This window comes from Streptomyces aurantiaciflavus (assembly GCF_049808595.1).
Lineage (GTDB): Bacteria > Actinomycetota > Actinomycetes > Streptomycetales > Streptomycetaceae > Streptomyces.
In genome coordinates this window covers 87,197-113,984 of record NZ_JBNCAQ010000022.1, presented here as the reverse complement: position 1 = coordinate 113,984, position 26,788 = coordinate 87,197, and the positions used below count along the sequence as shown (strand labels likewise).

Here is a 26,788-nt window from a genome sequence, read left to right as displayed (position 1 = left end):
GGGCCGGTACTCAGAACGCGGAGACACCGGTCAGCGCCCGCCCGATCACCAGCTTCTGGATCTGGCTGGTGCCCTCGTAGAGGGTCATCACGCGGGCGTCGCGCAGCAGCTTGCCCGCCGGGTACTCGTCGATGTAGCCGTAGCCGCCGAAGACCTGGAGGGCGTTGTTGGCGGCGCGGACGGCGGCCTCCGAGGCGAAGAGCTTGGCCTTGGAGGACTCGACGGCGAAGGGCAGCCCGCGGTCGATCAGGTCGGCGACCCGCCAGGTCAGCAGCCGGGCCGCGTCGACGTCGACCGCGATGTCGCTGATCAGCTCCTGGACGAGCTGGTGATGGGCGATGGACTTCCCGAACTGCTCGCGCTCCCCCGCGTACCGCACGGCGGCGTCCAGCGCGGCCTGGGCTATGCCGACGCAGCCCGCCGCGACCGACATCCGGCCCTTGGCCAGGGCCGACATGGCGACGGAGAAGCCCTTGCCCTCCTCGCCGACCAGCGCCGAGGCGGGCACCCGCACGTCCTGGAGGACCAGCTCGGCGGTGGCCTGGCCGCGCAGCCCGAGCTTGCCGTGGAGGGTGCGGCGGGTCAGGCCGGGCGTGTCGGTGGGGACGAGGAACGCGGAGACGCCCTTGTGGCCGGGCGCGTCGGTGGAGCGGGCGAAGAGCAGCACGACGTCGGCCCAGGTGCCGTTCGTGATGAACATCTTCGTGCCGTTGATGACGTAGTCTCCCCCACCCTCGCGGACCGCGCGGGTCGAGAGGTTCCCGGCGTCCGAGCCGGTGCCGGGCTCGGTCAGGCCGAAGCAGCCGACGTACGCGCCGGACGTCAGGCCCGGTAGCCAGCGCCGCTTCTGCTCCTCGCTCCCCCAGGCCGCGATCGTCTTGGCGACAAGGCCGAGGGAGACGGAGACGATGCCGCGCACGGACGAGTCGCCGCGCCCCAGCTCCTCCGTGACGAGGCAGTACGCGAGGTGGTCGCCACCCGAGCCGCCGTGGTCCTCGTCGATCGTCAGCCCCAGGAAGCCGACCTCGCCGAGCCTCTTCACGATGCCCCGGTCGACCTCCTCGGCGCGGTCCCAGGCGACCGCGTGCGGGGTGATCTCGCGGTCCACGAAGTCGCGGGCGAGCCGGCGGACGGCCTCCTGCTCCTCGCTGAGCCCCAGGTTCACCACGGGATCACCTCACTTGAAAGCCGTAAGCATTTAAATTAGCACTGCTAGTTTCCTGTTCGCAGCCCTACTATGTGCGCCATGGCCCGACCGCGCAAGCCCTTGCTGAGCACCGACCGCATCGTCGACACGGCCCGGGCCCTCGTGGACGCGGAGGGGCTGGCGGCGGTCTCGACGCGGCGGCTCGCCGCCGAGCTGGGAGTGAGCGGGCCCTCGCTCTACAACCACTTCCGGACCAAGGACGAGATCCTGGAGGCCGTCGCCGACTCGGTGAGCGCCCAGGTCGACCTGGCGATGTTCGAGGACGGGCGGGACTGGCGGACCGCGCTGCGCGACTGGGCCGTCTCCTACCGCGCCGCCCTGCGCGACCACCCGAACATCGTCCCGGTCCTCGCCCGCGGCCCGGGCCGGCGCCCGGCCGCGCTGCGGCTCGCGGACGCCGTCTACGGCGCGATGGTCGACGCCGGCTGGCCACCCGCGCAGGCCACCTCGATCGGCGCGCTGATGCGGTACTTCATCATGGGCTCCGCGCTCGGCTCGTTCGCCGGGGGCTTCGTGGGCGACGCGAGCGCGTACGACCCCGCCGACTATCCCCACCTGGGGCAGGCCCATCTGCTGGCCGAACAGCAGGAGAAGGTCGACGAGCGGGCCTTCGAGACGGGGCTCTCGGCGCTGCTGGAGGGGCTGGCGCAGCAGTACGAGCAGATGAGGCGCACGGCATAGTTCGGCGGGCGCCGAACCGTCTGTGTCCCATGCTGGGGGCATGACCACGAAGGACCCCCGGGCACCCCTGCTGGCCCGCCTGGCCGGGCTGATCGCCGACGAGACCCGGGCCGCCTGTCTACTGGCGCTGCTCGACGGCCGGGCGTGGACCGCGAGCGAGCTGACCCGGCACGCGGGCGTCGCCGCGTCCACGCTCAGCGAGCACCTCGGCAAGCTCGTCGCGGGCGGCCTGCTCACCGAGGAACGTCAGGGCCGGCACCGGTACGTGCGGCTGGCCGACGCCCGGGCCGCCCAGCTGGTGGAGGACCTGGCCGCCCAGGTCGCCCCGGCCGCCGTCGTACGGCCCCGCGGTCTGCGCGAGTCGAGCGCCGGCTCGGCGATGGCCCGTGGCCGCACCTGCTACGACCATCTCGCGGGGCGGCTCGGCATCGCGGTCACCGACGCGCTGACCACGCGCGGGCTGCTGCGGGCGCCTGGGGAAGCCGGCACCGGGTTCGCGCTGACGGACGCGGGGCTGCGGTGGTTCGAGGGTGCCGGGATCGCCCTCGACCGCGGGGGGCGCCGTCCGCTGGCCCGGGCCTGCCTCGACTGGACCGAGCGCCGGCCCCACCTCGCCGGTGCCTCGGGCGCGGCCCTGTGCCGGCACGCACTCGACGCGGGCTGGTGCGTACGCATCGGCTCCGAGCGCGCGGTGAAGGTGACGGCGACGGGCGAACGGGCGCTGGCCGAGCTGCTGGGCGTCGACGCGGCGGCGCTGCGGTGACCTGGCGCCGCGCGGAGCGCCCGCCCTGCGGCGCGAACCTGCCGTCCGAAAACCGCGAGCTCTCACCCCCTTCGACTTCCTAGCCTCAGGAGCATGATGAACACCCCTCGTCGTACGGAACTGCTCGCCGCCGGTGCGGCCACGGTCACCGTCGTGCTGTGGGCGTCGGCCTTCGTCTCGATCCGCAGCGCCGGGTCCGCGTACTCGCCGGGCGCGCTGGCGCTCGGCCGGCTGCTGGCCGGGGCGCTGACGCTGGGGGTGATCTGTCTCGTACGGCGGGAGGGATGGCCTCCGCGGGCGGCGTGGCGCGGGATCGCCGTGTCGGGCGTGCTGTGGTTCGGCTTCTACATGGTGGCGCTGAACTGGGGTGAGCAGGAGGTGGACGCGGGCACGGCCGCCCTGGTGGTGAACATCGGGCCGCTGCTCATCGCGCTGCTCGGCGCGAGGTTCCTCGGTGACCGGCTGCCGCCGCGGCTGCTGGCCGGGATGGCGGTGTCGTTCGCGGGGGCGGTGACCGTGGGGCTGTCGATGTCGGGCGGGGGCGGGTCCTCGCTGCTCGGGGTGGTGCTGTGCCTGCTGGCCGCCGTCGGGTACGCCGGTGGGGTGGTGGCGCAGAAGCCGGCGCTGGGGCGGGCGAGCGCGTTGCAGGTGACGACCTTCGGATGCCTGGTGGGGGCGGTGGTGTGCCTGCCGTTCGCCGGGCAGTTGGTCCATCAGGTCGCCGACGCTCCGGCCCCGGCCACGCTCAACATGGTCTATCTGGGCGTCTTCCCGACCGCGCTGGCCTTCACGACCTGGGCGTACGCCCTGGCCCGGACGACCGCCGGCCGTATGGGCGCGACCACGTACGCCGTGCCCGCGCTGGTCGTCCTGATGTCGTGGCTGGCGCTGGGCGAGGTGCCGAGGCCGCTGACGCTGGCGGGCGGCGCGCTGTGTCTGGCGGGGGTCGCGGTGTCCCGCTCCCGGCCGCGCACGCGGGCCGCGGCGCCGGAGGGCACTCCGGAGCCGCGGCCCGAGCGGACCTCGCGGTCAGTGTGACCGGGCCCGGCCCGCGAGGACCTTGATGGAGGCCAGGGCGATCACCGCGAGGACGACGATGTAGCCGGAGACGGCCATCGAGGTGCCCGTCGCCTCCAGGAGCAGCACCATCACGAAGGGGGCGAGCCCACCGCCGCAGACGGCCGCGAGCTGGTAGCCGAGGGAGGCGCCCGTGTAGCGCATCTCGGGCGTGAACAACTCGGCGAACAGGGCGGCCTGCGGCCCGTACATGATGCTGAGGAAACAGCTGGCGACGAACGTGCCGACCGCGAGCCACAGCAGCGAGCCGGTGTCGATCAGCAGGAACAGCGGCACGGCCCACAGGGCGATGCCGGCCGCGCCGAGGGCGTAGACACGGATGCGGCCGATCCTGTCGGAGAGCGCGGCGGCGGCCGGGATCAGCACGAGCTGGGTGAGGCTGATGCAGAGTGAGACCGTGAGGACGGCGCTCTTCTTCATGCCGAGCTCGCGGGTCGTGTAGTCGAGCACGCCGGTGATGATGATGTAGAAGGTCGCGGTGTTCACGGCGAAGGAGCCGCCGGCGAGGAGGACCGTGCCGAGGTGGCCCCTGAGGACCGTGCGCAGGGGTGAGTTCTGCTCGGCCTTCTCCTTCTCCGCCAACGCCTTCTCGGCCTCCCGGAACGCGGGGGTCTCCTCCACGCGCGTGTGGATGTACCAGGCGAGCGCGAGGACGAACAGGCCGACGAGGAACGGCACGCGCCAGCCCCAGGCCGCGAACGCGGAGTCGGTGGTGAACGCTCCGGCCAGCAGGAACACCGTGTTGGCGGTCACCACGCCGATGGGGACGCCGAGCTGGACGAAGCTGCCGTAGACACCGCGCTTGCCCTCGGGGGCGTACTCGGTGGCCATCAGCATCGCGCCGCCCCACTGGGCGCCGACGGCGATGCCCTGCAGCACGCGGAAGGCGACCAGCAGGATCGGGGCGGCGACACCGATGGTGTCGTACGTCGGGAGCAGGCCGATGCCCGTGGTGGCGACGCCCATGAGGGTGAGCGCGAGGACCAGCATCGGCTTGCGGCCCCGCTTGTCGCCGAGCTGACCGGCGACGATGCCGCCGAGCGGGCGGGCCAGGAAGCCGACGGCGAAGGTGGCGAAGGAGGCGAGGACGCCGGCGGTGGGGCTGCCTGAGGGGAAGTACAGGTCGCCGAGGACGAGGGCGGCGGCGATGCCGAAGACGAAGTAGTCGTACCACTCGACGGCCGAGGCGAGGGCTGCCGCCGTGGCGACCCGCCGGCGGTTGCCCGTGGGCACGGCGGTGGTGGGGAGCGGGTGAGCGGAGGGGGCGGTGTCCATACGTGCACACTCCGGTGGGTGCGGGGACGGAACGCGGGGGGTGACGCGGGTTCCGGGAACGTACTGACCGGACGGTATGGACGTCAACGGGTCGTGCAGCAGCAGTTTTTGCCTGCACATGGCACTGACAGGGGTGCGGGCATGCCGCGGGCCCCGGCCTCGTACGAAGGCCGGGGCGTGCGTTGGGCAGGCCCTAGAAGACCACCAGAGCCCTGCCGCCCTTCCCCGCGAGCATGTTCTCGAAGGCCGCCGGGATGCCGTCCAGCGCGATCCGGTCCGTCACCAGGGAGCCCAGGTCCAGACGGCCCGCGCGGATGTGACCGGCGAGGACCGGGAGGTCTTGTGCCGGGTTCGAGTTGCCGTAGACGCAGCCGGAGAGGGTTCTGCCCCAGTGGAAGATCTCCAGGGCGTTGAAGACGACCTGCTGGTCCTTGCCGCCGATGCCGACGACCGTGGTGCGGCCGCCGCGGCGGGTGGAGTCCCAGGCCGTGCGGATCGTCGTCGCCCGGCCCACGCACTCGACGGCCACGTCGACGCCCTGCCGGCCGGTCAGACCCCTGATCTCGCGGGCCGTGTTCTCGGAGGCCACCACGTAGTCGGTGGCTCCCGCGCCGCGAGCCAGCTCCTCCTTCTCCGAGGAGACGTCGACCGCGACGATCGTCGAGGCGCCCGCGATCCGCGCCGACTGGAGGGCGGCGAGGCCCACTCCCCCGACGCCGTACACGGCCACCGTCTCGCCCGCCCGGACCCTCGCCGCGTGGTGGACGGCGCCGTAGCCGGTGAGGACCGCGCAGCCGAGGAGGGCGGCGTCGGTGAGGGGGATGCCCTCCGGGAGGGGGAGGACGCACGAGGCCCGGACGACCGTCTCCTCGGCGAACGCGGCCACGTTCAGGCCGGGGTGGAGGTCGGCGCCGTCGGCGGTCCGGGCGTACACGTCGGCGGCTCCGTCGAGGGCGTTGGCGCAGAGCCAGACCTCGCCGAGCGCACAGGCGTGGCAGGCGCCGCAGGACGGCGCCCAGTTGAGGACCACCTCGTCGCCGGGCGAGACGTGCGTGACGCCTTCGCCGACGGCCACGACCGTGCCGGCGCCCTCGTGGCCGAGGACGGCGGGCACCGGGACGCGCATGGTGCCGTTGGACAGGGACAGGTCGGAGTGGCAGACGCCGACGGCGGCGAGCCGGACCCGGACCTGTCCGGGACCGGGGTCGGGCAGGTCGATCTCGGTGATCTCCAAAGGAGCGCCCACGGCGGGCAGAACGGCGGCACGGACCACGTGGGACTCCTCAGAACTGCAGGGACTTGGTCTGGAGGTACTCGGCGAGACCATGGGCGCCGAGTTCGCGGCCGACGCCCGACTGCTTGTACCCGCCGAAGGGCGCGAGCGGGTTGAAACGGCCGCCGTTGATGTCGACCTGCCCGGTGTCCATACGGCGGGCGAAGGCCACCGCCTCCGCCTCGTCGCCGGCCCAGACGGCTCCCGCCAGGCCGTAGACCGTGCCGTTGGCGATGCGCAGTGCCTGATCCTCGTCCTCGTAGCGCAGGATCGACAGGACCGGGCCGAAGATCTCCTCCTGGGCGATGGTCATCTCGGGGGTGACGTCGGCGAAGACCGTCGGGCTGACGAACCAGCCCCGCTCGCGCGGGGATTCGGGGCCGCCCGCCACCAGTCGCGCCCCCTCGGCCACGCCCTTCTCGATGTAACCGCGCACCCGCGCCTGCTGCCTGGCGCTGACGAGCGGGCCGATGCGGTCGCCGTACTTCGCGGCGGCGGCCGCGGCCAGCTCGACGGCCTCGTCGTAGCGGGCGGAGTGCACCAGCATCCGGGTCCAGGCGCTGCACGTCTGGCCCGAGTTGGACATCACGTTGGCGACGCCGACGTTGACGGCCCGGGCGAGGTCGGCGCTCGGGAGGATGACGTTGGCGGACTTGCCGCCGAGTTCGAGGGCCACCTTCTTGATCGCGGCTCCGGCCGTCGCGGCGATCTGCCGGCCGACGGCGGTGGAGCCGGTGAAGGAGACCAGGTCGACGCCGGGGTGCTCGGCGAGGGCCTGTCCGGCGACCGGGCCGAGGCCGGTGACCAGGTTGAAGACGCCCGCCGGGACGCCCGCCTCGTGGACCGCCTCGGCGAAGAGCTGGGCGGTGAGCGGGGTGTCCTCGGCGGGCTTCAGGACGACCGTGCAGCCCGCGGCGAGGGCCGGAGCGACCTTGGCGACGATCTGGTGGAGCGGGTAGTTCCAGGGTGTGATGGCGCCGACCACGCCGATCGGCTCGTGGTGGACGGTCGAGTTGCCGACCTTCTCCTCGAAGGAGTGGGTGGCGGCCAGTTCGGCGTAGGAGCCGACGACCGCGATCGGGAGGGCGGCGTGGACCGCCTGGGAGAAGGGCAGCGGGGCACCGAGTTCGGCGGTGACGGTCTCGGCGATCTCGTCCTTGCGGGCCACCAGCACGTCCCGCAGGGCGCTCAGACGCGCGGCCCGCTCGCCCGGCGGGGTCGCGGCCCAGGCCGGGAGGGCGGCGCGGGCGGCCCGTACGGCGGCGTCGACGTCCTCGGCGCCACCGGCCGGGACCTGGCCGATGACCTGCTCGTCCGCCGGGTTGACGACCTCGATCACATCCTGGCCGGCGGCGGGGTGCCAGGCGCCGTCGAGGTAGATGCCGTCGTGTGCCTTCATCGTGTTCCCTCCGGGCGGGCCTCGTCGTCCGGGACCCAAACTAGCGCCGATAGTTTTCGGGCACCAGGGGCGCCCTCCGTGCGACGCCTCACCGTCCCAACCGTCCCATACGGGACACCTCGGGTGTTGTTCGCGCAGGTCGGGCAGCCGGGCCGGCGTCGGGCGGTTGCGGTCGCCGTGGCGGCGCCTGAAGCTCCGGTACGACGGCGGGGCGCGAGCCGGTGGCGAAGTGGACGAGCGTCTCGTGGCCCTGGAACTCCACGGGCTCCACCAGCCCGGTGACGAGCGGGTAGGGCGGGCTGCCCGGCTCAGCGGCTCAGGCGCGCGGTTCGCGGATCTTCGTGAGGTGGGCGAAGACGACGAGGTTGCCCGCATAGCCCTTCCTGCGGTCGAACGCTCCGCCGCAGGTGATGAGGCGGAGCTCGGGACGACCCCGGGAGCCGTACACCTCGCGGTCGGGGAAGTGTGCCTTCTCGTAGTTCCTGACGGCGTCGACGGTGTAGACGGCGACCCGTCCGTCGGCGCGGCGAACCTCCACCAGGCGGCCCGGCTTCAGTTCGGAGAGACCCCAGAAGACGGCCCTGTCGGTCTCGGTGTCGAGGTGCCCGACGGCCACGGCGGTCCCCTGCTCGCCCGGCGTCGGACCGTCGGCGTACCAGCCCACCAGGTTCGGATCGTCCTCGGGGGGCGCGGGCAGCCGCCGTTCGCCGTTGAGGCGGAGGTCCATGACGGGGGCGTCCACGTCGAGGTACGGGATGGCGAGGCGGGTGGCGCGGGAGCGTGGGAGCGGGTGGTGGGAGGGGGCGGGCCTCGGTCCGGCCGGCGGGCGTGCGGGGGTGGCGGGGCGACCGGCGGAGGGGTGGCCTGAGGAGCGGCCCGGGACGCCGGCGGGGTGACCGGCGGGGCGGGGAGCGTCCTGCCGGTTCGGCTGATCCGCCTGCCCGGGCCGATCCGCCGGCGCCGGCCGGCCTGCCTGCCCCGGTCGGCCTTCCCGGCCTGCGCGGTCCGGCTGGGCCGCCTGCCCAGGCCCGCCGACCGGCCCGGACCGGCCCGCCCGCCCGGGCCGGCCGGCTTGCTCGGACTGGTCTGCATGCTCGGACTGGCCTGCTCGCCCGCGCCGGTCTGCAGACGGGCCTGCCCGCCCGGGCCGGCCGGCTTGCTCGGACTGGCCTGCACGCTCGGACTGGCCTGCTCGCCTGCCCCGCTCGGCAGACTGGCCTGCCCGCCCGGGCCGACCGGCTTGCCCCGGTCGGCCCGGTTCTCCCGGCGCGCTCGCCGGCCCCGGCTGTGATGCGTCCGCGCCGTCCGGCCGGCCCACTCGTCCCCGCCGCTGCGGATCGTCGCGGCCCGGCTCATGGGGGCGCGGTGGGCCCCCGGCCGACGCCCGCGAACCCGGCGTCTGCGAACCCGGCCCCCCTTCTCCCTGCCGCGCCCCCCGAACGTCGGCCCCCGCACCCGCCCCTGCCCCCGACGCCCCTCCGGCCGCCGCTGCACCGGCCGCACCCGGCGCCGCCGGCCGGGCACCCGCACCGGCGTCCGACGAGCCCTCCGCGCGGCCGGCCGGCCAGGCCTCCCCGTCGACGACCCCCGAGGAACCCCCCGGCGCGGCCAGGACCGCCGCCGGGGACTCCTCGTCCTGGGCCGACCAGACGCCGCCCGTCACCAGCACGGCAGCCAGCAGCACCGTCCGCGTCAGACGGAAGGCGCGCGTCCGGGACCAGGGCCTCCGGACACGCCCACCCGCCGCCACACGAACCGAACGCCCACCCGGCGCCCCACGAACAGCACGGTCGCCCCCCACCACGCGAACCGCACGCCCACCGGCCGCCGACCCAACAACACCTCTCCCCGACGCGGAGCGAACCAGACGCTCACCCGACGCCCCACCACCCGCACGGTCACCCCGCATCGGGCGCACCGCACGCCCGCCCGGCACCAGGCCGACAGCACCTCCCCCCGCCGCCGAGCGCACCGCGCGCCCGCCCGCCACCGGGCGAACCGAACGATCACCTGGCGCCCCACGAACGGCCCGCTCAGCTCCCATCGGGCGCATCGCACGGCCACCGCGCATCACCGCACCAGCACGGCCCCCCACCGCCGCACGATCCGAACGCCCACCGGACACCACACGAACAGCCCGCTCACCCCCCATCAGGCGCACCGCCCGCCCACCGGGCGTCAGCCCACCAGCACCGCCCCCCGCCGCCGCACGAGCCGAACGGGCACCCGGCGCCACTCGAACAGCAGCTTCCCCCGCCGTCAGGCGAACCGCGCGTCCGCCCGGTGCCGGGCGAACCGCCCGCTCCCCCGGCGCCGTGGGACCAGGGCGTCCGCCCGGCGCCGGGCGGACGGAACGTGTGCCCGGTGCCGGGGCGGCGGGATCCACCGCCGGCGCGGAGCGGGCCGTGCGTCCGCCCGCCGCCAAGTCGACGGAGCGTCTACGCGGTGCCATGCGAGCGGCGACGGAGCCGGAACCAGACCGCCCCGCCGGCCGCGGCCAGTCCCACGGCGGCCGCGCCGACGACCGGGCCGACCGCGGCGTCACGGGCGACTCCGCCACCACCGGCCGGCGGGCCACCGTGCGGGGGCGGCGCCGTGGTCACGGACGGGGACGGGGACGGCGTGGCGACGCAGTCGACCCTGAACACCTTCTGCTTGCCGGCGCCGCTGCCGCCTTCGATGTTCCAGACGAGCTTGTACTGGTCGTCCGGCAGGACGATGTCCTCGGTGTGGCCGGTGCCGTCCGGGTTCAGCGTGATCTCGCCCGAGAGCGTCGCGCCGTTCGGGTCCAGGGGCTGGGTCTCGATGGTCCAGGTGATGTTCTGGCCGTCCGGGAGGTCGTCGAAGTGGGCGGCGTCGATGTAGAAGCTGCAGACCTTCGGCTCGTCTTTCGGGTCGCCCACGGGCGTGCGCGGGTTGGCCGCCGAGTGGATCTTGACGGTGCCGTTGTCGCCGGGCGCCATGGGCACGGCGACCGCGGCCGGCGCCGTGAGGGCGCCCCCCGCGATGGTGAGGGCCGCGAGGGCGGCGGCGCGGGCGCCGGCGCGGCGTGGACGGGGCGTGGCGTGCATGCGAGGTCCTCCGAGTCTGGTGATTATCGTACAAATCACGCTTCACCTGACTCTTTTTCACATGTGGGACCACAACGGTGGGACCATCGCCCGACACCCCGTCAGTTGTCCCTCTTCCGGCCCACAGCGGACCCGGGGCGGGAGGACTCGGCGGCCGGCTCCGACTCGGGCTCCCCGGCCGACTTCGCCGGCGAGCGCAGCGCCACCCCGGACGACACCAGCAACAGCGCCCCGAGCATCAGGAAGGGCGCGGCCACGCCCGCGACTCCGGCGACCAGGCCCGCGGTGGCGGGCGCGGCGACCTGGCCGAGCCGGTTGCCGGTCAGGCGCAGCGCGAGGGCGGTGGAACGGGCGCCGTCGGGGGCGGCCTGGACGACCGTCGTCATGGACAGCGGCTGTCCGACCCCGAGGCAGAAGCCGAGCGCGGCGAGCATCACGGCGAGCGCCCAGACCGGCGCCGGCAGCGCGATCCCGGCGCACAGCAGGGCCGCCAGCAGACACGTCACGGTGAGCAGGACCGTCCGCCCCAGCAGCCGCAGCAGCGGCGTGAGCACCAGCCGGCAGGCGATCGTGGCCGCCGCGCGCAGGCTGAGCAGGAGGCCGATGACGGAGGGCGCGATGCCCCGGTCCTCGCCGACCACGGGGAGGTAGGCGGTGAGGATGTCGGTCGCGGACAGCACGGAGAGGCTGACGAGGATGCCGGCGGGGACGCCCCGGGCGCGCAGGATGCGCAGGACGGGGACGCGGTCGCCCTGTGCCGTACGGGACTTGGACGCCGTGTCGCGGTGCTCGATGCGCCACAGCGAGGTGAACGCGACCGCGGCGCCCGCACCCGCGACCAGCAGCGCGAGGGCACTGGTGCCGGCCATGTCGCGGCCGCCGATGAGGGCGCCCGCCGCGATGGGCCCGATCAGCTGGCCCAGGGAGGCGCCGATGGTGAAGTGGCCGAAGTTGCGGTCCTGTTCGTGCGGCGCGGACTGCCGGGCCACCAGGGACTGGGAGCCGATGACGAAGCTGAGGTGGCCGAGGCCCATGACCCCGCTCCACAGGGCCATCGCCCAGAGGGAGTTCGCGAGGCCGCTGAGCGCGCAGCCGCCGGCTATGAGGACCACGCCGACGGGCAGCAGGGGCGCGCAGCGGCCGTGGTCGGTACGGCGGCCCAGCGGGACCGCGGCGAACAGTGGCAGCAGCGCGTAGACGCCCGCGATGACGCCGACCGCCCGCTCGTCGGCGCCCAGCGCGAGGGCCCGGTAGGAGACGGCGGGCCGGGCCATCGACACCGCCCCCTGCGCGAAGCCGAAGGCGATGACGAGGCGGAGCAGCCAGCCGCGGTTCCCACCGGGCCTCATGTCGGGTCCTCCAAGGACGGTCGAGGGCGGGTCAGATGATGCCGAACAGGATTCCGGCGCCGAGGATCACCAGCGAGGTGACCGCGGCCCACTTCACCACGAACCTGGTGTGGTCGCCGAACTCGACCTTCGCCATGCCGACGAGCACGTACACGGCCGGGACCAGGGGGCTCGACATGTGCAGGGGCTGGCCGACGAGCGAGGCGCGGGCGATCTCCAGGGACGACACCCCGTGCGCGGCGCCGGCCTCGGCGAGGACCGGCAGGACACCGAAGTAGAAGCCGTCGTTCGACATGAAGTACGTCAGCGGCAGGCTCAGGAAGCCGGTGACGAGCGCCATGTGCGGGCCCATGCCCGTGGGGATGCCGTCGACGATCCACTTGGCCATGGCGTCGACCATGCCGGTGCCCTGCAGCACGCCGGTGAAGACGGCGGCGGCGAACACCATGCCGGAGACGTTGAGGACGTTGTCGGCGTGGGCGGCGAGCCGGGCCTTCTGGTCGGGGATGTGCGGGAAGTTGACGGTCAGCGCGAGCGCGGCGCCGAGGATGAACAGCACCGGGATCGGCAGCCACTCCATGATCATGGCGGTGAGCAGCGCGACCGTGAGCAGCGCGTTGAACCAGTACAGCTTGGGGCGCAGCGTCGGGCGGTTGGGGTCGAGGCCCTGCAGGCGGATGTCGTCGCCGTCGTCACCGTCGTCACCGTCGTCGGAGTTCTCGGCGTCGGTACCGGAACCGGCGCCGCCGGTGGCCTTCGTCAGACGGACCTTGCCGGAGCCGCCGGAGGCACCGGCGCCGGCGCCCACGAGCACCGTCTCGGTCTCCTGGTCCTGCTCGTCCTTGACGATCTTCTCCTGCTGGAGGGCCTCGTCCAGGCTCAGCACACCGAGCCGCTTGCGCTCGCGCAGACCGAGGAAGTAGGCGAGGACGAAGACGAAGAGCAGGCCGACGAGGAGCGCCGGGATCATCGGCACGAAGATGTCGCCCGCGTCGAGCTTGAGCGCGGTGGCGGCGCGGGCCGTCGGGCCGCCCCAGGGCAGGGTGTTCATGACGCCGTTGGCGGTGGCGGCGACACCGGTCATCACGACCAGGCTCATCTTCAGGCGCTTGTACAGCGGGTACATGGCCGAGACCGTGATCATGAAGGTGGTCGAACCGTCGCCGTCGAGCGAGACGATCGCCGCGAGGACGGCCGTGCCGACGACGATGCGCAGCGGGTCGGCCTTGCAGAACTTCAGGATGCCCCGCACGATCGGGTCGAACAGGCCGACGTCGATCATGAGGCCGAAGTAGACGATGGCGAACATCAGCATCGCGGCGGTGGGCGCGAGGTTGCCCACCCCCTCGATGACGTAGTCGCCGAGCTTGGCGCCTTTTCCGACGAAGACACAGAAGAGTGCGGGGATCAGTACGAGCGCCGCGATCGGCGACATCTTCTTCATCATGATCAGGACCAGGAAGGTCGCGATCATGGCGAAGCCGAGGATGGTCAGCATGAGTGGATACCTAACGTTCGCCCTTGAACATCCCACCTGGGGGTCGGCGGTGCGTTGACGTTAGGACCGTTGAAACGGTGTTAACAAGACGTTGACGTGCGAGCAATAAGCGCAAAACTCCTGGTCACAGCTTTGCTCAGGTCAGAGGCATGAGCTTTTCGGTCACGGAACGGGGTCTTTCAGTCCACCGGGGCGAGGTCGACGGGCACGCCGTTGAGGACCGCGTTGCCCGACAGCGGGTCGAGCAGGCTGCCGTCGAGGAGCTGGTTGACGTTGACGCCGGGGTCGGTCGAGGCATGACTCAGCCGGGTGCCGGGACGGTCGTGGCCCCAGCCGTGGGGCAGGCTGACGACGCCCCGCCGCACGCCGTCGGTGACCTCGGCCGGAGCGGTCACCTCTCCCCCGGCGCCCTTCACGCGCACCGCGGAGCCGTCCCGGACACCCAGCCGCTCGGCGTCCTCGGGGTGGATCTGGACCGTGCAGCGGTTGGTGCCGCCGGTGAGGGCCGGGACGTTGTGCAACCAGCTGTTGTTGGACCGGAGATGGCGGCGCCCGACGAGGACGAACCCGGCGGGCCGCTCCTCCAGCGCCCGCCGAAGGCGCGGGAGATCGTCGGCGATCGGCTGCGGCAGCAGTTCGATCCGCCCGCTCCTGGTCTTCAACGGCTGCGGCAGGCGCGGCCGCAGTGGCCCGAGGTCGATGCCGTGCGGGTGCTCCAGCAGCCTGGCCAGGCTCAGCCCCTCGGGCCGTGCGCCGAAGCCGTCGCCGTAGGGGCCGAGGCGCAGCATCATGTCCAGCCGGCGCTCGGGGCCGTTGCCACCGGTGAGTTGTGCCGCGAGTTCCTGCGGGTCGCGGCCGTGCACCGGGGAGTGCGGTTCCCCGACCGCCTTGCCGAGGGTCTGCCCGATGACCAGGTCGTCGACGGCGGACGGGTCGGCGCCGTGCATCCCGGTCGCGGCCAGGGTCAGCCGGGCGAGGATCTCGGTCTCGGCCATCCGGCCGGGTTCGAGGGGGACGGCGGGGCGGGTGTAGCGGACCTGGTTGCGGACGGCGAGGGTGTTGAAGGCGAAGTCGTGGTGCGGGCTCTGGGAGGGCGGGGGCGGCGGCAGGACGACGTGGGCGTGGCGCGAGGTCTCGTTGAGGTACGGGTCGAGGCTGACCATGAAGTCGAGGGAGTCGAGCGCCTTGTCGAGCCGGTCGCCGTCGGGCGCGGACAGCACCGGGTTGGCGGCCACGGCGATCAGGGCCCGGATCGGCTCGCCCTCCTCGGTGGCGGTGTCGATCTCCTCGGCGAGCGCGGACAGCGGCAACTCCCCCTTGGCCTCGGGGTGTCGGCTCACCCGGGAGTGCCAGCGGGCGAGCTGGAAGCCGCGGCCGGGACCGGCCGGGCGAGGCGTCCTGTCGGTGGCGGACTGCGGGAAGAGGGCGCCGCCGGGCCGGTCGAGGTTGCCGGTGAGGATGTTCAGGACGTCGACGAGCCAGCTGGCGAGGGTGCCGTACGGGACCGTGCAGCTGCCGATGCGGCCGTAGACGGCGGCGGTGGGGGCGGCGGCGAGTTCCCGGGCGAGGGTGCGGACGAGTGCGGCGTCCACGTCACAGGCCGGGGCCACGGCCTCGGGGGTGAAGTCCCGTAGGGCCTCGCGGAGTTCGTCGAGACCCTGGACGTGCTGGGTCAACTCGCCCGGGTCCGCCGCCCCTTCCTCGAACAGCACCTGGGCCATCGCCGCGAGCAGCAGGGCGTCCGTGCCGGGCCGGATCGCGATGTGCCGGTCGGCGAGCCTGGCGGTGCGGGTGCGGCGGGGGTCGATGACGGTGAGGGTGCCGCCACGGGCCTTCAGGGCCTTGAGCTTGCCGGGGAAGTCGGGGGCGGTGCACAGACTCCCGTTGGACTCCAGGGGGTTGGCGCCGATGAGCAGCAGATGGTCGGTGTGGTCCAGGTCCGGCACCGGGATGGCGTTGGCGTCACCGAAGAGGAGCCCGCTGGAGACGTGCTTGGGCATCTGGTCGACCGTGGACGCGGTGAACAGGCTGCGGGTGCCGAGGCCGGCGAGGAGCACCGGCGGGTAGAGCGCGCCGGCCATGGTGTGCACGTTGGGGTTGCCGAGGACGACCCCGACCGCGTTCGGCCCGTACCGCTCGACGACCGGGCGCAGGCCGGCGGCGACCGCGTCGAAGGCCTCCTCCCAGGTGGCCTCGCGCAGCTCGCCGCCCCTGCGCACGAGGGGCGTGCGCAGCCGGTCGGGGTCGCCGTCGACCGCCCCGAAGGAGGCGCCCTTGGGGCAGACGAACCCCTTGCTGAACACGTCGTCGCGGTCGCCGCGGGCGCCGGTGACCCGGGTCCCGTCGATGGTGAGGGTCAACCCGCAGGTGGCCTCGCACAGGGGGCAGATTCGCAGGGCGGTGCGGGACACGGGTCCTCCCGGAAGGCGGCGGCTGTGGCGCTCTGGTGCCGCCGAGCATACCGACCGGTACGGACACTGGGGAGGCCCCGGCGGGAGGGAGCCGCCGGCCGAGGTGTCGGGGTGCGCCCGGCGCCGGATGACGCGCACCTGGCCCGGAATGCGCGATTCAACCGACAACGACCACCGTCCGGGCGGAGGGTGCGCCGCGGACCGGGCCGCCGACGCCGGAAACGCTCAGGTGGCGTCCAGGGTCACCGTGAAGGAGAAGCGGTCGCCCCGGTAGTGGATGACGGCCACGTCCAGCGGGCGGCCGCCGGCGTCGTACGTCACGCCCGTGTAGTGCAGGATCGGGCTCAGCAGCGGGACATGGAGCAGCCGGGCCGTCTCCGGGTCCGCCAGGCGGGCCTCGACCGTGTCCGTGATACGGCTGATGTCCGCGCCCACGACGTCCCGCAGCACCTTGGTCATCGGCCAGCGGACCAGGTCGTCGGGGTCGATCAGGGCGGCGAGTTCGGGACGGACGTAGTTGCGGGCGTGGTTGGTCGGCTCGCCCGTCTTCTCGTCGCCGCGCAGCCGGTGGTACGTCGCCACCTCCGCCAGGTCCGGGAAGTACTCGGCGAGTTCGGCCGGGGTCGCCACCGTGCCCCGGTCCAGCAGCTCCGTCGCCATGCCGGACTGCTGGGCCACGATCGCGTCCACCGAGCCCAGCAGGCGGACCGGCGCCCCCCGCTGGGCGGTCGGCTCGATGAACGTGCCCCGCCGGCGGTGCCGGGTGATCAGCCCCTCGTCCTCCAACTCCTTCAGCGCCTGCCGCATGGTCAGCACGCTCACCCCGTAGTGCCCCGCCAACTGCTCCTCGGTGGGCAGGCGCAGCGGGTCGCCGGGCGAGCGGCCGAGTATCGAGGCGCGCAGCGACTGCGACACCTGGTACCAGAGCGGCAGCTTGCGGTTGAGGACGATCGAGTCCGGGGCGAAGGAGGTCACGGGGCCATCCGTACCGGGCGGGAATCCTCAGTGCAAGGGGCGGAAATGCCGTTCGAGGCCCGACCACACGTCGTCGTACCGCTGTTGCAGATGGTCCGCGCGGGCCGCGTGCGGGCTGAGCGTGACCGGCCACCGTGTCTCGAACATGAACGCCAGCCCGTCGTCCAGCTTCTGCGGCTTCAGCTCGGCGGCGCTCGCCCTGTCGAACGTCTCCCGGTCGGGGCCGTGCGCCGACATCATGTTGTGCAGCGAGCCGCCGCCCGGCACGAAGCCCCCGGGACCGGCGGTCTTGGCGTCGTAGGCGCCCTCGATCAGCCCCATGTACTCGCTCATCACATTCCGGTGGAAGTACGGCGGCCGGAAGGTGTCCTCGCCCACCAGCCAGCGCGGCGCGAAGACCACGAAGTCCACGCCGGCGAGCCCCGGGGTGTCGGACGGCGACGTCAGCACCGTGAAGATCGACGGGTCCGGGTGGTCGTAGGAGATCGTCCCGAGGACGTTGAAGCGGCGCAGGTCGTAGACGTACGGGACGTGGTTGCCGTGCCAGGCGACGACATCCAGCGGGGAGTGGTCGTAGGTGGCCGTCCAGAGGTTGCCGCAGAACTTGTTCACCACCTCCACCGGGCCCTCCACGTCCTCGTACGCGGCGACGGGCGCGCGGAAGTCGCGGGCGTCGGCGAGGCCGTTGGCGCCGATCGGGCCGAGGTCGGGGAGGCTGAAGGGGGCGCCGTAGTTCTCGCAGACGTAGCCGCGGGCGGAGGCGTCGAGCAGCTCCACGCGGAAGCGGACGCCGCGCGGGATCAGCGCCACATGCCCGGGCTCGGCGTGCAAGAGGCCGAACTCCGTGTGCAACAGCAGCCCGCCGCGCTCCGGGACGATCAGCAGCTCGCCGTCGGCGTCGCTGAAGACGCGCTCCATCGATGTGTCGGCGTGGTAGAGGTGCACGGCCATGCCGGTGCGCTGGGTGGCGTCGCCGTTGCCGCCGAGGGTCCACAGGCCCGCCAGGAAGTCGGTGCCCGGCGCCGGTTCCGGCAGCGGGTTCCAGCGCAGGCGGTTGGGGTCGGGGACCGTCTCCGTGAAGGGGGCCGTGCGCAGCGCGCCGGGGGCCGTGCGGGTGAACGCCGGGTGGGCGGCCGACGGGCGGATCCGGTAGAGCCAGGAGCGGCGGTTGTGGGCGCGCGGCTCGGTGAAGGCCGTACCGCTGAGCTGCTCCGCGTACAGGCCGAGGGGGGCGCGCTGCGGCGAGTTGCGGCCCTCGGGCAGGGCACCGGGGAGGGCCTCCGAGGCGTGCTCGTTGCCGAACCCCGAGAGGTAGGTCAGCCCCTCGGCCGTCTTGCGTGCGTCCCCGCTGCTCATGCGTGCTCCCTTGCGCCGCCGATTCCTATGCAACACCGTAGGATTGCGTTTTCGCGGGCGCAAGAGGGGCCGGGCTCCTCCTCTGGAAGGACGATCACGGGGTGGCCGGAACCCGACTCCAGGGGGATTCGCGGGGTCGCACCGGTGTTCTACGCTCGCCCGCATGTCGTGGACACGAGGAAGCCTCCCCGCACTCGCGGTCTGTGTCCTGCTGCTGACCGGATCCGCGGGCTGCGGCTCCGGTGCTGCCCGCGAACCGGGGGACGGATCGAGCGTGGCGGTCTCGCCCTCGCCGGTGGGCAAGGTCCTCGAGGACACCGACGGCGAGGGGCGGCGCTACCGGGAGGTGGAGAAGAAGGGTGCGCCGGAGGTGGGTGTCGAGGTGGAACCCGGGGCCGACGGCGGCTGGGACGTGCGGCTGAAGGTGCGCAATTTCCGGTTCTCGCCGGCCGGGACGAAGGCGCGGGCCGTCAGCGGTCACGGCACCGCCCGGCTCTTCGTGGACGGCCGCCCCGTCGCCGACCTGCGCGGCCCCGACTGGGACCTCCCCGCCCGCTACCTCCCGCACGGCACCCACCAGGTCACCGCCCGCCTGTACGCCGACGACGGCACGGTGTGGGCGGTCGACGGCAAACCGGTCGAGAGCACGGCGGACATCACGGCGTCGGAGCCGGAGGCGTCCTCGGGGCCGGACGGGCCCTCCGCGCCGGTCGGGTCCGCCGAGCCGGAGACGTCCCCGGAGGGTGCGCCCTCCGTCTCGGCCTCCGTACTGAGTGCACCGGGCATCTTTCCCCGTACCGAGGGGCGAGGTTCACCCGACCGCGGCGGAAAGGCATCATGAAGCCCGTGCCCCACGCGACATCGCTCCGTCGTGCGCCCGTGCAGCGGCGCAGTGCCGAACGGCTGACCAGGATCCTCGACGCCTGCGCCGACCTCCTCGACGAGGTGGGCTACGACGCCCTGAGCACCCGCGCCGTCGCCCAGCGCGCCGGCGTCCCGATCGGCTCCGTCTACCGCTTCTTCGGCAACAAGAAGCAGATGGCCGACGCCCTCGCCCAGCGCAACCTGGAGCGCTACGCGGAGCGCGTCACCGAGCGGCTGAAGGACGCGCGCCGGGGTGACTGGCGGGCCGCCATGGACGCCGTGCTCGACGAGTACCTCGCCATGAAGCGCACCGCGCCCGGCTTCTCCCTCGTCGACTTCGGCAACCAGATCCCGGTCGGCGCCCGCGCCGAACCCAACCATCGCGTCGCCGACCGTCTCACCGACCTGCTCGCCGGCTACCTCGGCCGGGAGCCCGACGAGGATCTGCGCCGCACCTTCCTGATCGCCGTGGAGACCGCCGACACCCTCGTCCACCTGGCCTTCAGGATGGAGCCGGAGGGCGACGAGAAGGTGATCGAGGAGACCCGGGAGCTGCTGCGGGCCTATCTGGCGCGCGCGCTCGACTGACCCGCGTCGGAGGTCGTCGTACGATGCCCGGCGTGACGCACGACGACGCTCCGCCGCTGGCGGACCTCATGCCGTGGTCCGTCGCACCGCCACGGCTCGGCCGGGGGTGGCCGACGGCCGCCGACCCGGCTTCCCTGAAGGCCCGTTGGGACGCCCTGCTGAAGGCCGAGGGCCCGGAGCGCGAGGCGCTGTTCGAGCCGACGCGCTCACGCACCCTGCACACGGCGGTCGGCCGGCTGCCCGGCCGGACCGCCGGCACGGAGAAACTGATCCGCGCCTCGGGCCCCTGCCCCGAGCCCGTCCGCGTCCTCGCCGCCCCCTTCGACGAGCAGTGGCTCCTGCCCGACCATCGCCTGATCGACGCGGCCCGCCCCGAGCTGTGGCGGGTGGCGGACGAGCACCAGATCTTCGTGGTGGAGACACCGGACGCCCCCTTCCTGCTGGCGACCTCCCTGTTCCCGCTGCTGCGCACCGGCCGCGTCCGCCCGCTGCACCGCCGCCCGGGCGCCACGGAACCCAACCTGGCCCCCGGCCTGCTGGCCCACCTGGGCCACTCCGCCGATCCGCTGGACTTCCTGGCCTGGACCCTCGCCGCCGTCCGTCCCGACCTGACGGTCCCCCTCCCCCGGGACCCCGGCCTCTGGTCCCGGGGCGTCGAACTGGGCCACCGCATCCTCTGGCTGCTGCGCCGCGACGGCGACCGCCCCAAACTCCCCGGCGGCCGCCGCCCGTACGTCCGCGCCCCGCTCCCGTCCCGGCCCCTGACCCTCCACTACGACCGAGAGGAGGAGACCCTCCACCTCGACGAGGGGCGCATCTCCCCGGTCCCGCCCGAGGCCTGGGACTTCGAGGCGGGCGGAGTGCGGGTCCTGGAGCAGTGGTTCACGACGCGGACGGCCGAGCCGGAGCCGGGCACGCTGTCGGCGATCCGCCCGGCGACCTGGCCGCAGACGTGGACCTCGGAACTCCTGGAGCTGATCACGGTGTCGGCCCTGCTGGCGGAAGTACGCCCCCAGCAGGAGGAGTTGAAGGTGGCGGACCGGATCACGACGGCGGAGCTGCGCGAGGCGGGCGTCCTCCCGGTCCCGGACCGGGCCCGCCGCCCGGCTTCGATCCTCGACCACGACGAGGAGGGCCCGGAGGGCCAGCTCGCCCTTCTCTAGGGCCTGTTGCGAAAGCGGCGCCTGCCGCGCGACGCCCGGCACGCTCCCCCACTGCCTGAAGGGCGCGGGAGGTGCCCCCACTCGCCGCACCGCCCGCAAGCCCGAGTACGCCCACCCCGGCCTCTCGCCCTCCTCCAGCCCCTCGCCGTCCGCTAGCCCTCGGGTACGAAGCCGTCCAGCACCCTGTTGAGCGCCAGCTCGAACACCGCCTCCAGGTCGATCGGCCCCGGATCCTCGGCGAACGCCGCCGCCATCCGGGGAAACGCCCCGCTCGCCAGCTGCCCCCCGAGATAGGCGATCCGCACGGCGTTCTCCTCGTCCTCCGACCAGGGCAACGAGCGCGACCGCTCGGCAGTGGCCAGTTCGTTCGCGACGTACGTCGTGACCGTGCCGTTCAGCATGCCGACGAGCTGCAGTTTCATGCCGTACGTCAGGTCCAGCGGGTCCAGACAGGCCAGGCAGTGCTCCAGATAGCGCAGCGCGTTGGGACTGAACCCGTACACGGGTGACATCAGCCGGGGCAGCCAGGGATGCCGCCGCATCAGCTCGCGCGTCTGCCGCCCCACCCGCAGCATGTCCGCCCGCCAGTCCCCGCTCGGCTCCCACAGCTCGTGCTCGCCGCTGATCGCGTCGACCATCAGCTCGTACAGGTCCTCCTTGCGGGGGACGTAGTTGTACAGCGACATCGTGCCGCAGCCCAGCTCGGCGGCGACCCGGCGCATGGACACCGCGTCGAGCCCCTCGGCGTCGGCGATCAGCACGGCCGCCGCCGCGATCTCGGCGCGTGTGTGAGCCGGCTTCGGCCCGCGGCCCGTCCGCTCCGGACGGGCCCAGATCACTTCGGGTACGGCCGCTCGGCCCGCCATCGATCATCACCTCGGCCACCATCGTAGTTACGTACACCGTACGTAGTGCGCTATGGTCGGCCCATGACTTCTACGTACGCTGTACTTAGTGAAGGTCTGGAGAAGCGGTTCGGCGAGGTGCGCGCCCTGCGGGGCCTCGACCTCGCCGTCCCCGAGGGCACCGTCTGCGGAATCCTCGGGCCGAACGGGGCGGGCAAGACGACGGCCGTGCGCCTGCTGACGACGCTGCTGCGGCCGGACGCCGGCTCGGCCCGGGTCGCGGGGCACGACCTGGTCCGGCAGGCCGCCGCCGTCCGGCGAGTCATCGGCGTCACCGGGCAGTACGCGACCGTCGACGGCGACCTCACCGGCCGGCAGAACCTGCGTCTGTTCGCCCGTCTGCACCGGGTGCGCGGGCCGGCCGGGCGCGCCGACGAGCTCCTCGACCGCTTCGGCCTGACCGAGGCCGCCGACCGCCCCGCGTCGACCTGGTCGGGCGGCATGCGGCGCCGCCTCGACCTCGCGGCCAGCCTGATCCGCCGCCCGGACGTCCTCTTCCTCGACGAGCCGACGACCGGTCTCGACCCGGCGAGCCGGGGCGGCATCTGGGACGCCGTCCGCGAGCTGAGACAGGACGGCACGACGGTCCTGCTGACCACCCAGTACCTGGAGGAGGCCGACCGGCTCGCCGACGACATCGCCCTGGTGGACCGGGGCCGGGTCGCGCACACCGGTTCGCCCCGGCACCTCAAGGCGCTCATCGGCTCCTACGCGGAGGTGGTGGTCGCGGACGCCGGCGTCCTGACGAAGGCGGCGGGCGTCCTGGACCGGCTCACGGGCGCCGAGCCGACGTTCGACCACGCCCGGGGCGCCGTCGGCGCGGTCAGCCGCGACACCACGCTCACCCTGCCGCGCCTGGTCCGCGAACTCGACGCGGCGGGTGTGCCGTTGCTCGACGCGAGCCTCAAACCGCCCACGCTCGACGAGGTGTTCCTGCGCCTCACCGACGACAAGGAGATCGCCGCATGAGCACGCTCGCGTACGACGGCTCGGCCATGCTGGGCCGGCAGCTGCTGCGGATCCGGAACAACCCGGCGCTGGTGGTCCTCACGCAGACCATGCCGATCACCATGCTGCTCTTCTTCGGCTACGTCTTCGGCAGCGCGCTGGCGACGCCCGGCGCCGAGTACCGCTCCTTCCTCGTGCCGGGCCTGCTGGTGGCGACCGCCGCCAACGGGATCATGACCGGTATGTTCCAGGCGGCCCAGGACGTCCACCGGGGCGTGACGGACCGGCTGCGCACGCTGCCGGTGAGCCGGGCGGCGGTGCCGCTGGGGCAGGCGGTGGCCGACCTGGTCGTGACGGCGGTGGGGACCGTGCCGTTCCTGCTGGTGGGGCTCGCGGTCGGCTGGCGTGTGGAGGGCTCGGCGCCCGCGGCGGCCGGCGCGGTGGCGCTCCTGCTCCTGTTCCGGTTCGCCTGCACCTGGGTCGGCATCCACCTCGGACTGCTCTCCCGCAGCGAGGAGGCGGCCGGCCAGCTCGGCAGCGCGACGTTCACGCTGCCGCTGCTGTCCAACGCCTACATCCCCACGGACAACCTGCCGGGCTGGCTGCGCACGCTCGCCGAGTGGAACCCGCTCAGCGCCGTCGCCACGGCCCTGCGGGACCTGTTCGGCAACGCGCCCGTCCCGGAGGGCGCCGCCTGGCCGGTGGCGCATCCGGTCGCCGGTTCACTGGCCTGGTGCGCGCTGCTGATCGCGGTGTTCGCGCCGCTGGCGGTCCGCGCCTACGCGCACCCCCGCGCATGACAAACCCGCCGGTCGGGGGCGATGATCCACCCCATGGACCAGCTCCCCGCGCCCCTGGAGGGCGTCACCGTCGTCGCCGTCGAGCAGGCCGTCGCGGCCCCGTTCGCCACCCGGCAGCTCGCCGACCTGGGCGCCCGGGTGATCAAGGTGGAGCGGATCGACGGCGGTGACTTCGCCCGCGGCTACGACACCGCCGCCGGCGGCCTCGCCTCGCACTTCGTGTGGTGCAACCGCGGCAAGGAGTCCATCGCCCTCGACCTGAAGGACCCGCGCGGCCTCGACGTCGTACGCCGGCTGATCACGGACGCGGACGTGTTCGTGCAGAACCTCGCGCAGGGTGCGGCGGCCCGGCTGGGGCTGGACGCGGCCACGCTGTGCGGGGCGCACCCGCGCCTGGTCGCCGTCGACATCTCGGGGTACGGGGCGTCGGGGCCGTACGCGCGGAAGCGGGCGTACGACATGCTCGTGCAGTGCGAGGCGGGGCTGGTGTCGGTCACGGGCACGCCCGAGCAGCCGGTGAAGGCGGGAATCCCGGCGGCCGACATCGCGGCGGGCATGTACGCCTTCTCGGGGGTGCTGGCGGCGCTGGTGCGGCGGGGCGCGACCGGGCGGGGCGGGCCGGTGGAGGTGTCGATGCTGGAGGCGCTGGCCGAGTGGATGGGTCATCCGCTCCATCACTCGATGCACGGGGGGACGGCCCCGGCGCGCACCGGTCTCGCGCACGCCGTGATCGCGCCGTACGACGCCTATCCGACGGCGGACGGCGGTCGGGTGCTGCTGTCGGTGCAGAACGACCGGGAGTGGCGGCGGCTGGCCGAACAGGTGTTGCTGCGACCGGAGTTGGGGACGGACCCGGCGTATGCGACGAACGCGGCGCGGGTCGCGCGCCGGGAGCGTACGGACGCGCTGGTGGCGCGGGCGCTCGAGGTGCTGGACACCGACGAGGCGCTGGCGCGGCTGGAGGGCGCGGGCATCGCGTGCGCGCGCCTGCGGGATCTGCGGGAGCTCGCCGAGCATCCGCAGTTGGCGGCCCGCGAACGGTGGCGGGCGGTGGACTCGCCGGTCGGGCCGCTGCGGGCGCTGCTGCCTCCGATCACGCTGCCGGGCGGGGCGGAGGCACGGATGGGGGCCGTGCCCGCGCTCGGGGAGCACACCGGGGCCGTGCTGCGTGCCGTGGGGATGACGGACGACGAGATCGCAGCACTGCGCCGGGACGGTGTGGCCGCCTGAGCGCGGGCCCTCAGTGCTTGTTGCCGCCGAACAGCGAACGGCGCAGCCGGCGCAGCGGCGCGAAGAGCGAGACCCGGCTCACTCGGGCGCCCCTGGGGCTGCGGTGTGCGGGCTCACGCGCGGTCAGTTCCCGCATCAGCGAGGTCGCCTCGGCCGTCTCCCGCTGCGGGACGGCGGGACCCGCCAGCACCGAGAGATGGCGGTCGAGACGCGAACTGGTCGCGCTGTTCCCGCAGGTGATCGCAGGGACCCTCGCCCTGCTGCGCACTGTTATCTGTTCCATGTCACTCCCCACCCGTACGAGTCCACCCGGCCCGGGCAGGGTAACCCTATCGCCTGGGCGAGGCACGCGTGTATCGCGGTCACAGGATTCACCTTCCCCGTAAGGGTGTTGACGACCCCTTTCCTGTCACTCTCCGAATCCGACCGATTTCAGGGTGACTTGGACAACTGGCTGGGTGGTGGGCTGCGGTGACCCTCCGTCGGGTTCGACGGTCACGGCGAGTGACGCCGACGACTGATCGAGACCGGTCGCGACCAAGGGCGTGTCGCCGTCGAAGAGGCCGAGGGAGCGCGGCTGCGCGTCGGGGCGCATGACCCACAGCTGGTGCACCTGCCCGGTGGGCAGGCCGCCGTATCCGCTCAGCGTGACGATCGCCTCCCCCTCCGAAGCGGAGGCGATCACTCCGATGCTGCGGCCCCGGGCGTCCTTGCCGGTGCTCGCACGGGCGTCCGGAGCTGCGAGAACGTGGGCGATATCACGTGCCTGCGCCCGTTCGGCGTCCAGCCGTTCCTGGGTGCGGTCGGCCTGGACGGCGAAGAGGGCGGCGACGACGAGGGCGGCCGCCGCCGTCACCGTGGCGAACGGCACGAACAGGGGGCGGCGCGCACGGGGCGCACGGGTGCGCGCGGGCGGCGGCTGCATGCCCCAGACGTGCGGCGGCAGCTGAGTCGCCCGCTCCCGCACCGGCGCGGAGGCCGCGGGCTCCTGCGGCGTGGCCCGTACGGCGGCCAGCACCCGGTCGCGCATCGCGGCGGGCGGCGGGGCGGCCGCCGACCAGGCGAGCCGGACGGCGTCCTCGGACAGCTCCCGCACCTCGGCGGTGCAGCGGTCGCATTTCCTCAGGTGCCTCTCGAAGCGGTGACGCTCGTCGGGATCGAGGGCGTCGAGCGCGTAGGGAGCGGCCAGCGAGTGCAGATCCTCCCGGCGGAACAGGCTCACGCCGCACCTCCCAGGCAGTCGCGCAGCCGCGTGAGCCCGTCACGCATCCGGGTCTTCACGGTGCCCAGCGGCAGGGAGAGCCGCTCGGCCACCTCGCGGTAGGTGTATCCGTCGTAGTAGGCGAGGGTGACGGACTGACGCTGCAGGGCCGTCAGCCGGTCGAGGCAGCGGCGGACCAACTGGCGTTCCAGGCCCGCCTCGACCTCCTCGGACACCTGGTCGAAGGCGGGGTCGTGGTAGCGCCGGGCCTCACGCTGCTCGCGGTCACTGGCCGCGCGGGCGCTGCGCACCCGGTCGACCGCCCGGCGGTGGGCGAGGGTGAGGACCCACGACAGGGCACTGCCGCGACCGGGGTCGAACCGCGCGGCCGAACGCCAGAGTTCGAGCAGCACCTCCTGGGACACCTCCTCCGACTGCGCCGGATCCCGCACCACACGCCGGACCAGACCGAACACCGGTCCGGACACCAGTGTGTAGAGCTGTTCGAATGCCTTCTGGTCGCCTCGCGCGACGAGCAGCAGCAGCTCGTCCGCCTCCATCCGGTCCCCCTCCCTGCGGCCGCACCCGGGCCGTCCCGTCATACCAGGCATTCGCAACGCACACACCTCCGGAGGGGGTTATACGGATCCGAGGGCCCGAAACGCGGGTGAGCAGGAAAGAAAAAGTTTTTTGGTTTCGACCAATCCGATCACCCCCCTCGCTCCGTATCACTGTCCGTCAGGCAAGTTGGCAC

The 26,788-nt window shown here is 73.4% G+C and carries 23 protein-coding genes and 2 pseudogenes; 9 read left to right on the top strand and 16 right to left on the bottom strand.

The features are described from left to right. Window positions 1-10: 10 nt before the first annotated feature. Window positions 11-1,165 carry an acyl-CoA dehydrogenase family protein gene (locus ACPT94_RS25605; RefSeq protein WP_425246924.1) on the bottom strand — a complete coding sequence of 385 codons (1,155 nt, stop codon included), beginning with the start codon at window positions 1,163-1,165 and terminating at the stop codon, window positions 11-13. 81 nt (window positions 1,166-1,246) lie between these two features. Between ACPT94_RS25605 and ACPT94_RS25600 the strand changes: the two genes are divergently transcribed. From ACPT94_RS25600 to ACPT94_RS25590, 3 genes are all read left to right on the top strand, one after another. Further along, entirely contained in the window at window positions 1,247-1,888 is a 642-nt protein-coding gene (locus ACPT94_RS25600; protein ID WP_360348488.1) for a TetR/AcrR family transcriptional regulator, read from the top strand. A gap of 40 nt (window positions 1,889-1,928) precedes the next feature. After that, entirely contained in the window at window positions 1,929-2,651 is a 723-nt protein-coding gene (locus ACPT94_RS25595; protein WP_425246904.1) for an ArsR/SmtB family transcription factor, read from the top strand. A gap of 93 nt (window positions 2,652-2,744) precedes the next feature. Next, the gene (locus ACPT94_RS25590; protein WP_425246903.1) at window positions 2,745-3,689 is read left to right on the top strand and encodes a DMT family transporter; all 945 of its coding nucleotides are present in this window, start codon (window positions 2,745-2,747) and stop codon (window positions 3,687-3,689) included. Here the strand turns inward: ACPT94_RS25590 and ACPT94_RS25585 are convergent. The 11 genes and pseudogenes from ACPT94_RS25585 to hmgA all read right to left on the bottom strand — a co-directional run bounded on the left by ACPT94_RS25585 (window position 3,681) and on the right by hmgA (window position 18,335). Continuing rightward, window positions 3,681-5,003 (bottom strand): MFS transporter, encoded by a 1,323-nt coding sequence (locus ACPT94_RS25585; protein WP_360348494.1) that lies wholly within the window; start codon window positions 5,001-5,003, stop codon window positions 3,681-3,683. The genes ACPT94_RS25590 and ACPT94_RS25585 overlap by 9 nt on opposite strands. 193 nt (window positions 5,004-5,196) lie before the next feature. Further along, a complete protein-coding gene (locus tag ACPT94_RS25580; protein ID WP_360348497.1) occupies window positions 5,197-6,330 on the bottom strand; it encodes a Zn-dependent alcohol dehydrogenase in 1,134 nt (377 codons plus the stop codon). Then, window positions 6,287-7,675 carry an aldehyde dehydrogenase family protein gene (locus tag ACPT94_RS25575; protein WP_425246902.1) on the bottom strand — a complete coding sequence of 463 codons (1,389 nt, stop codon included), beginning with the start codon at window positions 7,673-7,675 and terminating at the stop codon, window positions 6,287-6,289. Before ACPT94_RS25575 ends, ACPT94_RS25580 begins: the two co-directional genes overlap by 44 nt. Window positions 7,676-7,805: 130 nt before the next feature. Continuing rightward, window positions 7,806-7,988 (bottom strand): annotated as a pseudogene (locus ACPT94_RS25570) (hypothetical protein); the annotation flags it as partial. Between the two features lie 3 nt (window positions 7,989-7,991). Next, window positions 7,992-8,582: pseudogene (locus ACPT94_RS25565) on the bottom strand (class F sortase); the annotation flags it as partial. 1,531 nt (window positions 8,583-10,113) lie between these two features. Further along, complete coding sequence (locus ACPT94_RS25560) at window positions 10,114-10,746, bottom strand: hypothetical protein (protein WP_425246901.1); 633 nt, start codon at window positions 10,744-10,746, stop codon at window positions 10,114-10,116. A 101-nt stretch (window positions 10,747-10,847) separates the two neighbouring features. Further along, window positions 10,848-12,095, bottom strand: a complete 1,248-nt coding sequence (locus tag ACPT94_RS25555) for an MFS transporter (protein WP_360345445.1) — start codon at window positions 12,093-12,095, stop codon at window positions 10,848-10,850. A gap of 31 nt (window positions 12,096-12,126) precedes the next feature. Further along, the gene (locus tag ACPT94_RS25550) at window positions 12,127-13,593 is read right to left on the bottom strand and encodes a CitMHS family transporter (protein ID WP_360345443.1); all 1,467 of its coding nucleotides are present in this window, start codon (window positions 13,591-13,593) and stop codon (window positions 12,127-12,129) included. A gap of 179 nt (window positions 13,594-13,772) precedes the next feature. Then, on the bottom strand, window positions 13,773-16,004 hold the full coding sequence (locus tag ACPT94_RS25545; RefSeq protein ID WP_425246900.1) for a molybdopterin oxidoreductase family protein: 2,232 nt from the start codon (window positions 16,002-16,004) through the stop codon (window positions 13,773-13,775). Window positions 16,005-16,229: 225 nt separating this feature from the next. Continuing rightward, entirely contained in the window at window positions 16,230-16,979 is a 750-nt protein-coding gene (locus ACPT94_RS25540) for a GntR family transcriptional regulator (RefSeq protein ID WP_360345439.1), read from the bottom strand. Window positions 16,980-17,006: 27 nt separating this feature from the next. Next, window positions 17,007-18,335 carry a homogentisate 1,2-dioxygenase gene (hmgA, locus tag ACPT94_RS25535; protein WP_360345437.1) on the bottom strand — a complete coding sequence of 443 codons (1,329 nt, stop codon included), beginning with the start codon at window positions 18,333-18,335 and terminating at the stop codon, window positions 17,007-17,009. A 163-nt stretch (window positions 18,336-18,498) separates the two neighbouring features. Between hmgA and ACPT94_RS25530 the strand changes: the two genes are divergently transcribed. Genes ACPT94_RS25530 through ACPT94_RS25520 form a run of 3 tightly spaced genes read left to right on the top strand, consistent with a single transcriptional unit; the run spans window position 18,499 to window position 20,950 of the window. Further along, window positions 18,499-19,176, top strand: a complete 678-nt coding sequence (locus ACPT94_RS25530) for a hypothetical protein (protein ID WP_360345435.1) — start codon at window positions 18,499-18,501, stop codon at window positions 19,174-19,176. Continuing rightward, window positions 19,173-19,787: a TetR/AcrR family transcriptional regulator gene (locus ACPT94_RS25525; protein ID WP_360345433.1), complete on the top strand. Its 615-nt coding sequence runs from the start codon at window positions 19,173-19,175 to the stop codon at window positions 19,785-19,787. The genes ACPT94_RS25530 and ACPT94_RS25525 overlap by 4 nt, the downstream gene beginning before the upstream one ends. A 23-nt stretch (window positions 19,788-19,810) precedes the next feature. Beyond that, window positions 19,811-20,950: a type ISP restriction/modification enzyme gene (locus tag ACPT94_RS25520; RefSeq protein WP_360345431.1), complete on the top strand. Its 1,140-nt coding sequence runs from the start codon at window positions 19,811-19,813 to the stop codon at window positions 20,948-20,950. A gap of 152 nt (window positions 20,951-21,102) precedes the next feature. Here ACPT94_RS25520 and ACPT94_RS25515 read toward each other — a convergent pair whose 3' ends face one another. Further along, on the bottom strand, window positions 21,103-21,816 hold the full coding sequence (locus ACPT94_RS25515) for a TetR/AcrR family transcriptional regulator C-terminal domain-containing protein (RefSeq protein WP_360345429.1): 714 nt from the start codon (window positions 21,814-21,816) through the stop codon (window positions 21,103-21,105). A 63-nt stretch (window positions 21,817-21,879) separates the two neighbouring features. On the opposite strand from ACPT94_RS25515, the gene ACPT94_RS25510 reads away from it, so the two are divergent. The 3 genes from ACPT94_RS25510 to ACPT94_RS25500 are packed head-to-tail and all read left to right on the top strand — an operon-like array spanning window position 21,880 to window position 24,833. After that, window positions 21,880-22,824, top strand: a complete 945-nt coding sequence (locus ACPT94_RS25510; protein WP_360345427.1) for an ATP-binding cassette domain-containing protein — start codon at window positions 21,880-21,882, stop codon at window positions 22,822-22,824. Continuing rightward, entirely contained in the window at window positions 22,821-23,603 is a 783-nt protein-coding gene (locus ACPT94_RS25505; protein ID WP_360345425.1) for an ABC transporter permease, read from the top strand. Before ACPT94_RS25510 ends, ACPT94_RS25505 begins: the two co-directional genes overlap by 4 nt. Window positions 23,604-23,636: 33 nt before the next feature. Continuing rightward, entirely contained in the window at window positions 23,637-24,833 is a 1,197-nt protein-coding gene (locus tag ACPT94_RS25500) for a CaiB/BaiF CoA transferase family protein (protein ID WP_360345423.1), read from the top strand. Between the two features lie 10 nt (window positions 24,834-24,843). Here the strand turns inward: ACPT94_RS25500 and ACPT94_RS25495 are convergent, their stop codons facing one another. The 3 genes from ACPT94_RS25495 to ACPT94_RS25485 form a co-directional block, all read right to left on the bottom strand. Continuing rightward, window positions 24,844-25,116 carry a hypothetical protein gene (locus ACPT94_RS25495; RefSeq protein ID WP_360345421.1) on the bottom strand — a complete coding sequence of 91 codons (273 nt, stop codon included), beginning with the start codon at window positions 25,114-25,116 and terminating at the stop codon, window positions 24,844-24,846. Between the two features lie 126 nt (window positions 25,117-25,242). Continuing rightward, a complete protein-coding gene (locus tag ACPT94_RS25490; RefSeq protein WP_360345419.1) occupies window positions 25,243-26,055 on the bottom strand; it encodes an anti-sigma factor in 813 nt (270 codons plus the stop codon). Then, the gene (locus ACPT94_RS25485) at window positions 26,052-26,594 is read right to left on the bottom strand and encodes a sigma-70 family RNA polymerase sigma factor (protein ID WP_360345417.1); all 543 of its coding nucleotides are present in this window, start codon (window positions 26,592-26,594) and stop codon (window positions 26,052-26,054) included. The genes ACPT94_RS25490 and ACPT94_RS25485 overlap by 4 nt, the downstream gene beginning before the upstream one ends. Window positions 26,595-26,788 lie beyond the last annotated feature (194 nt).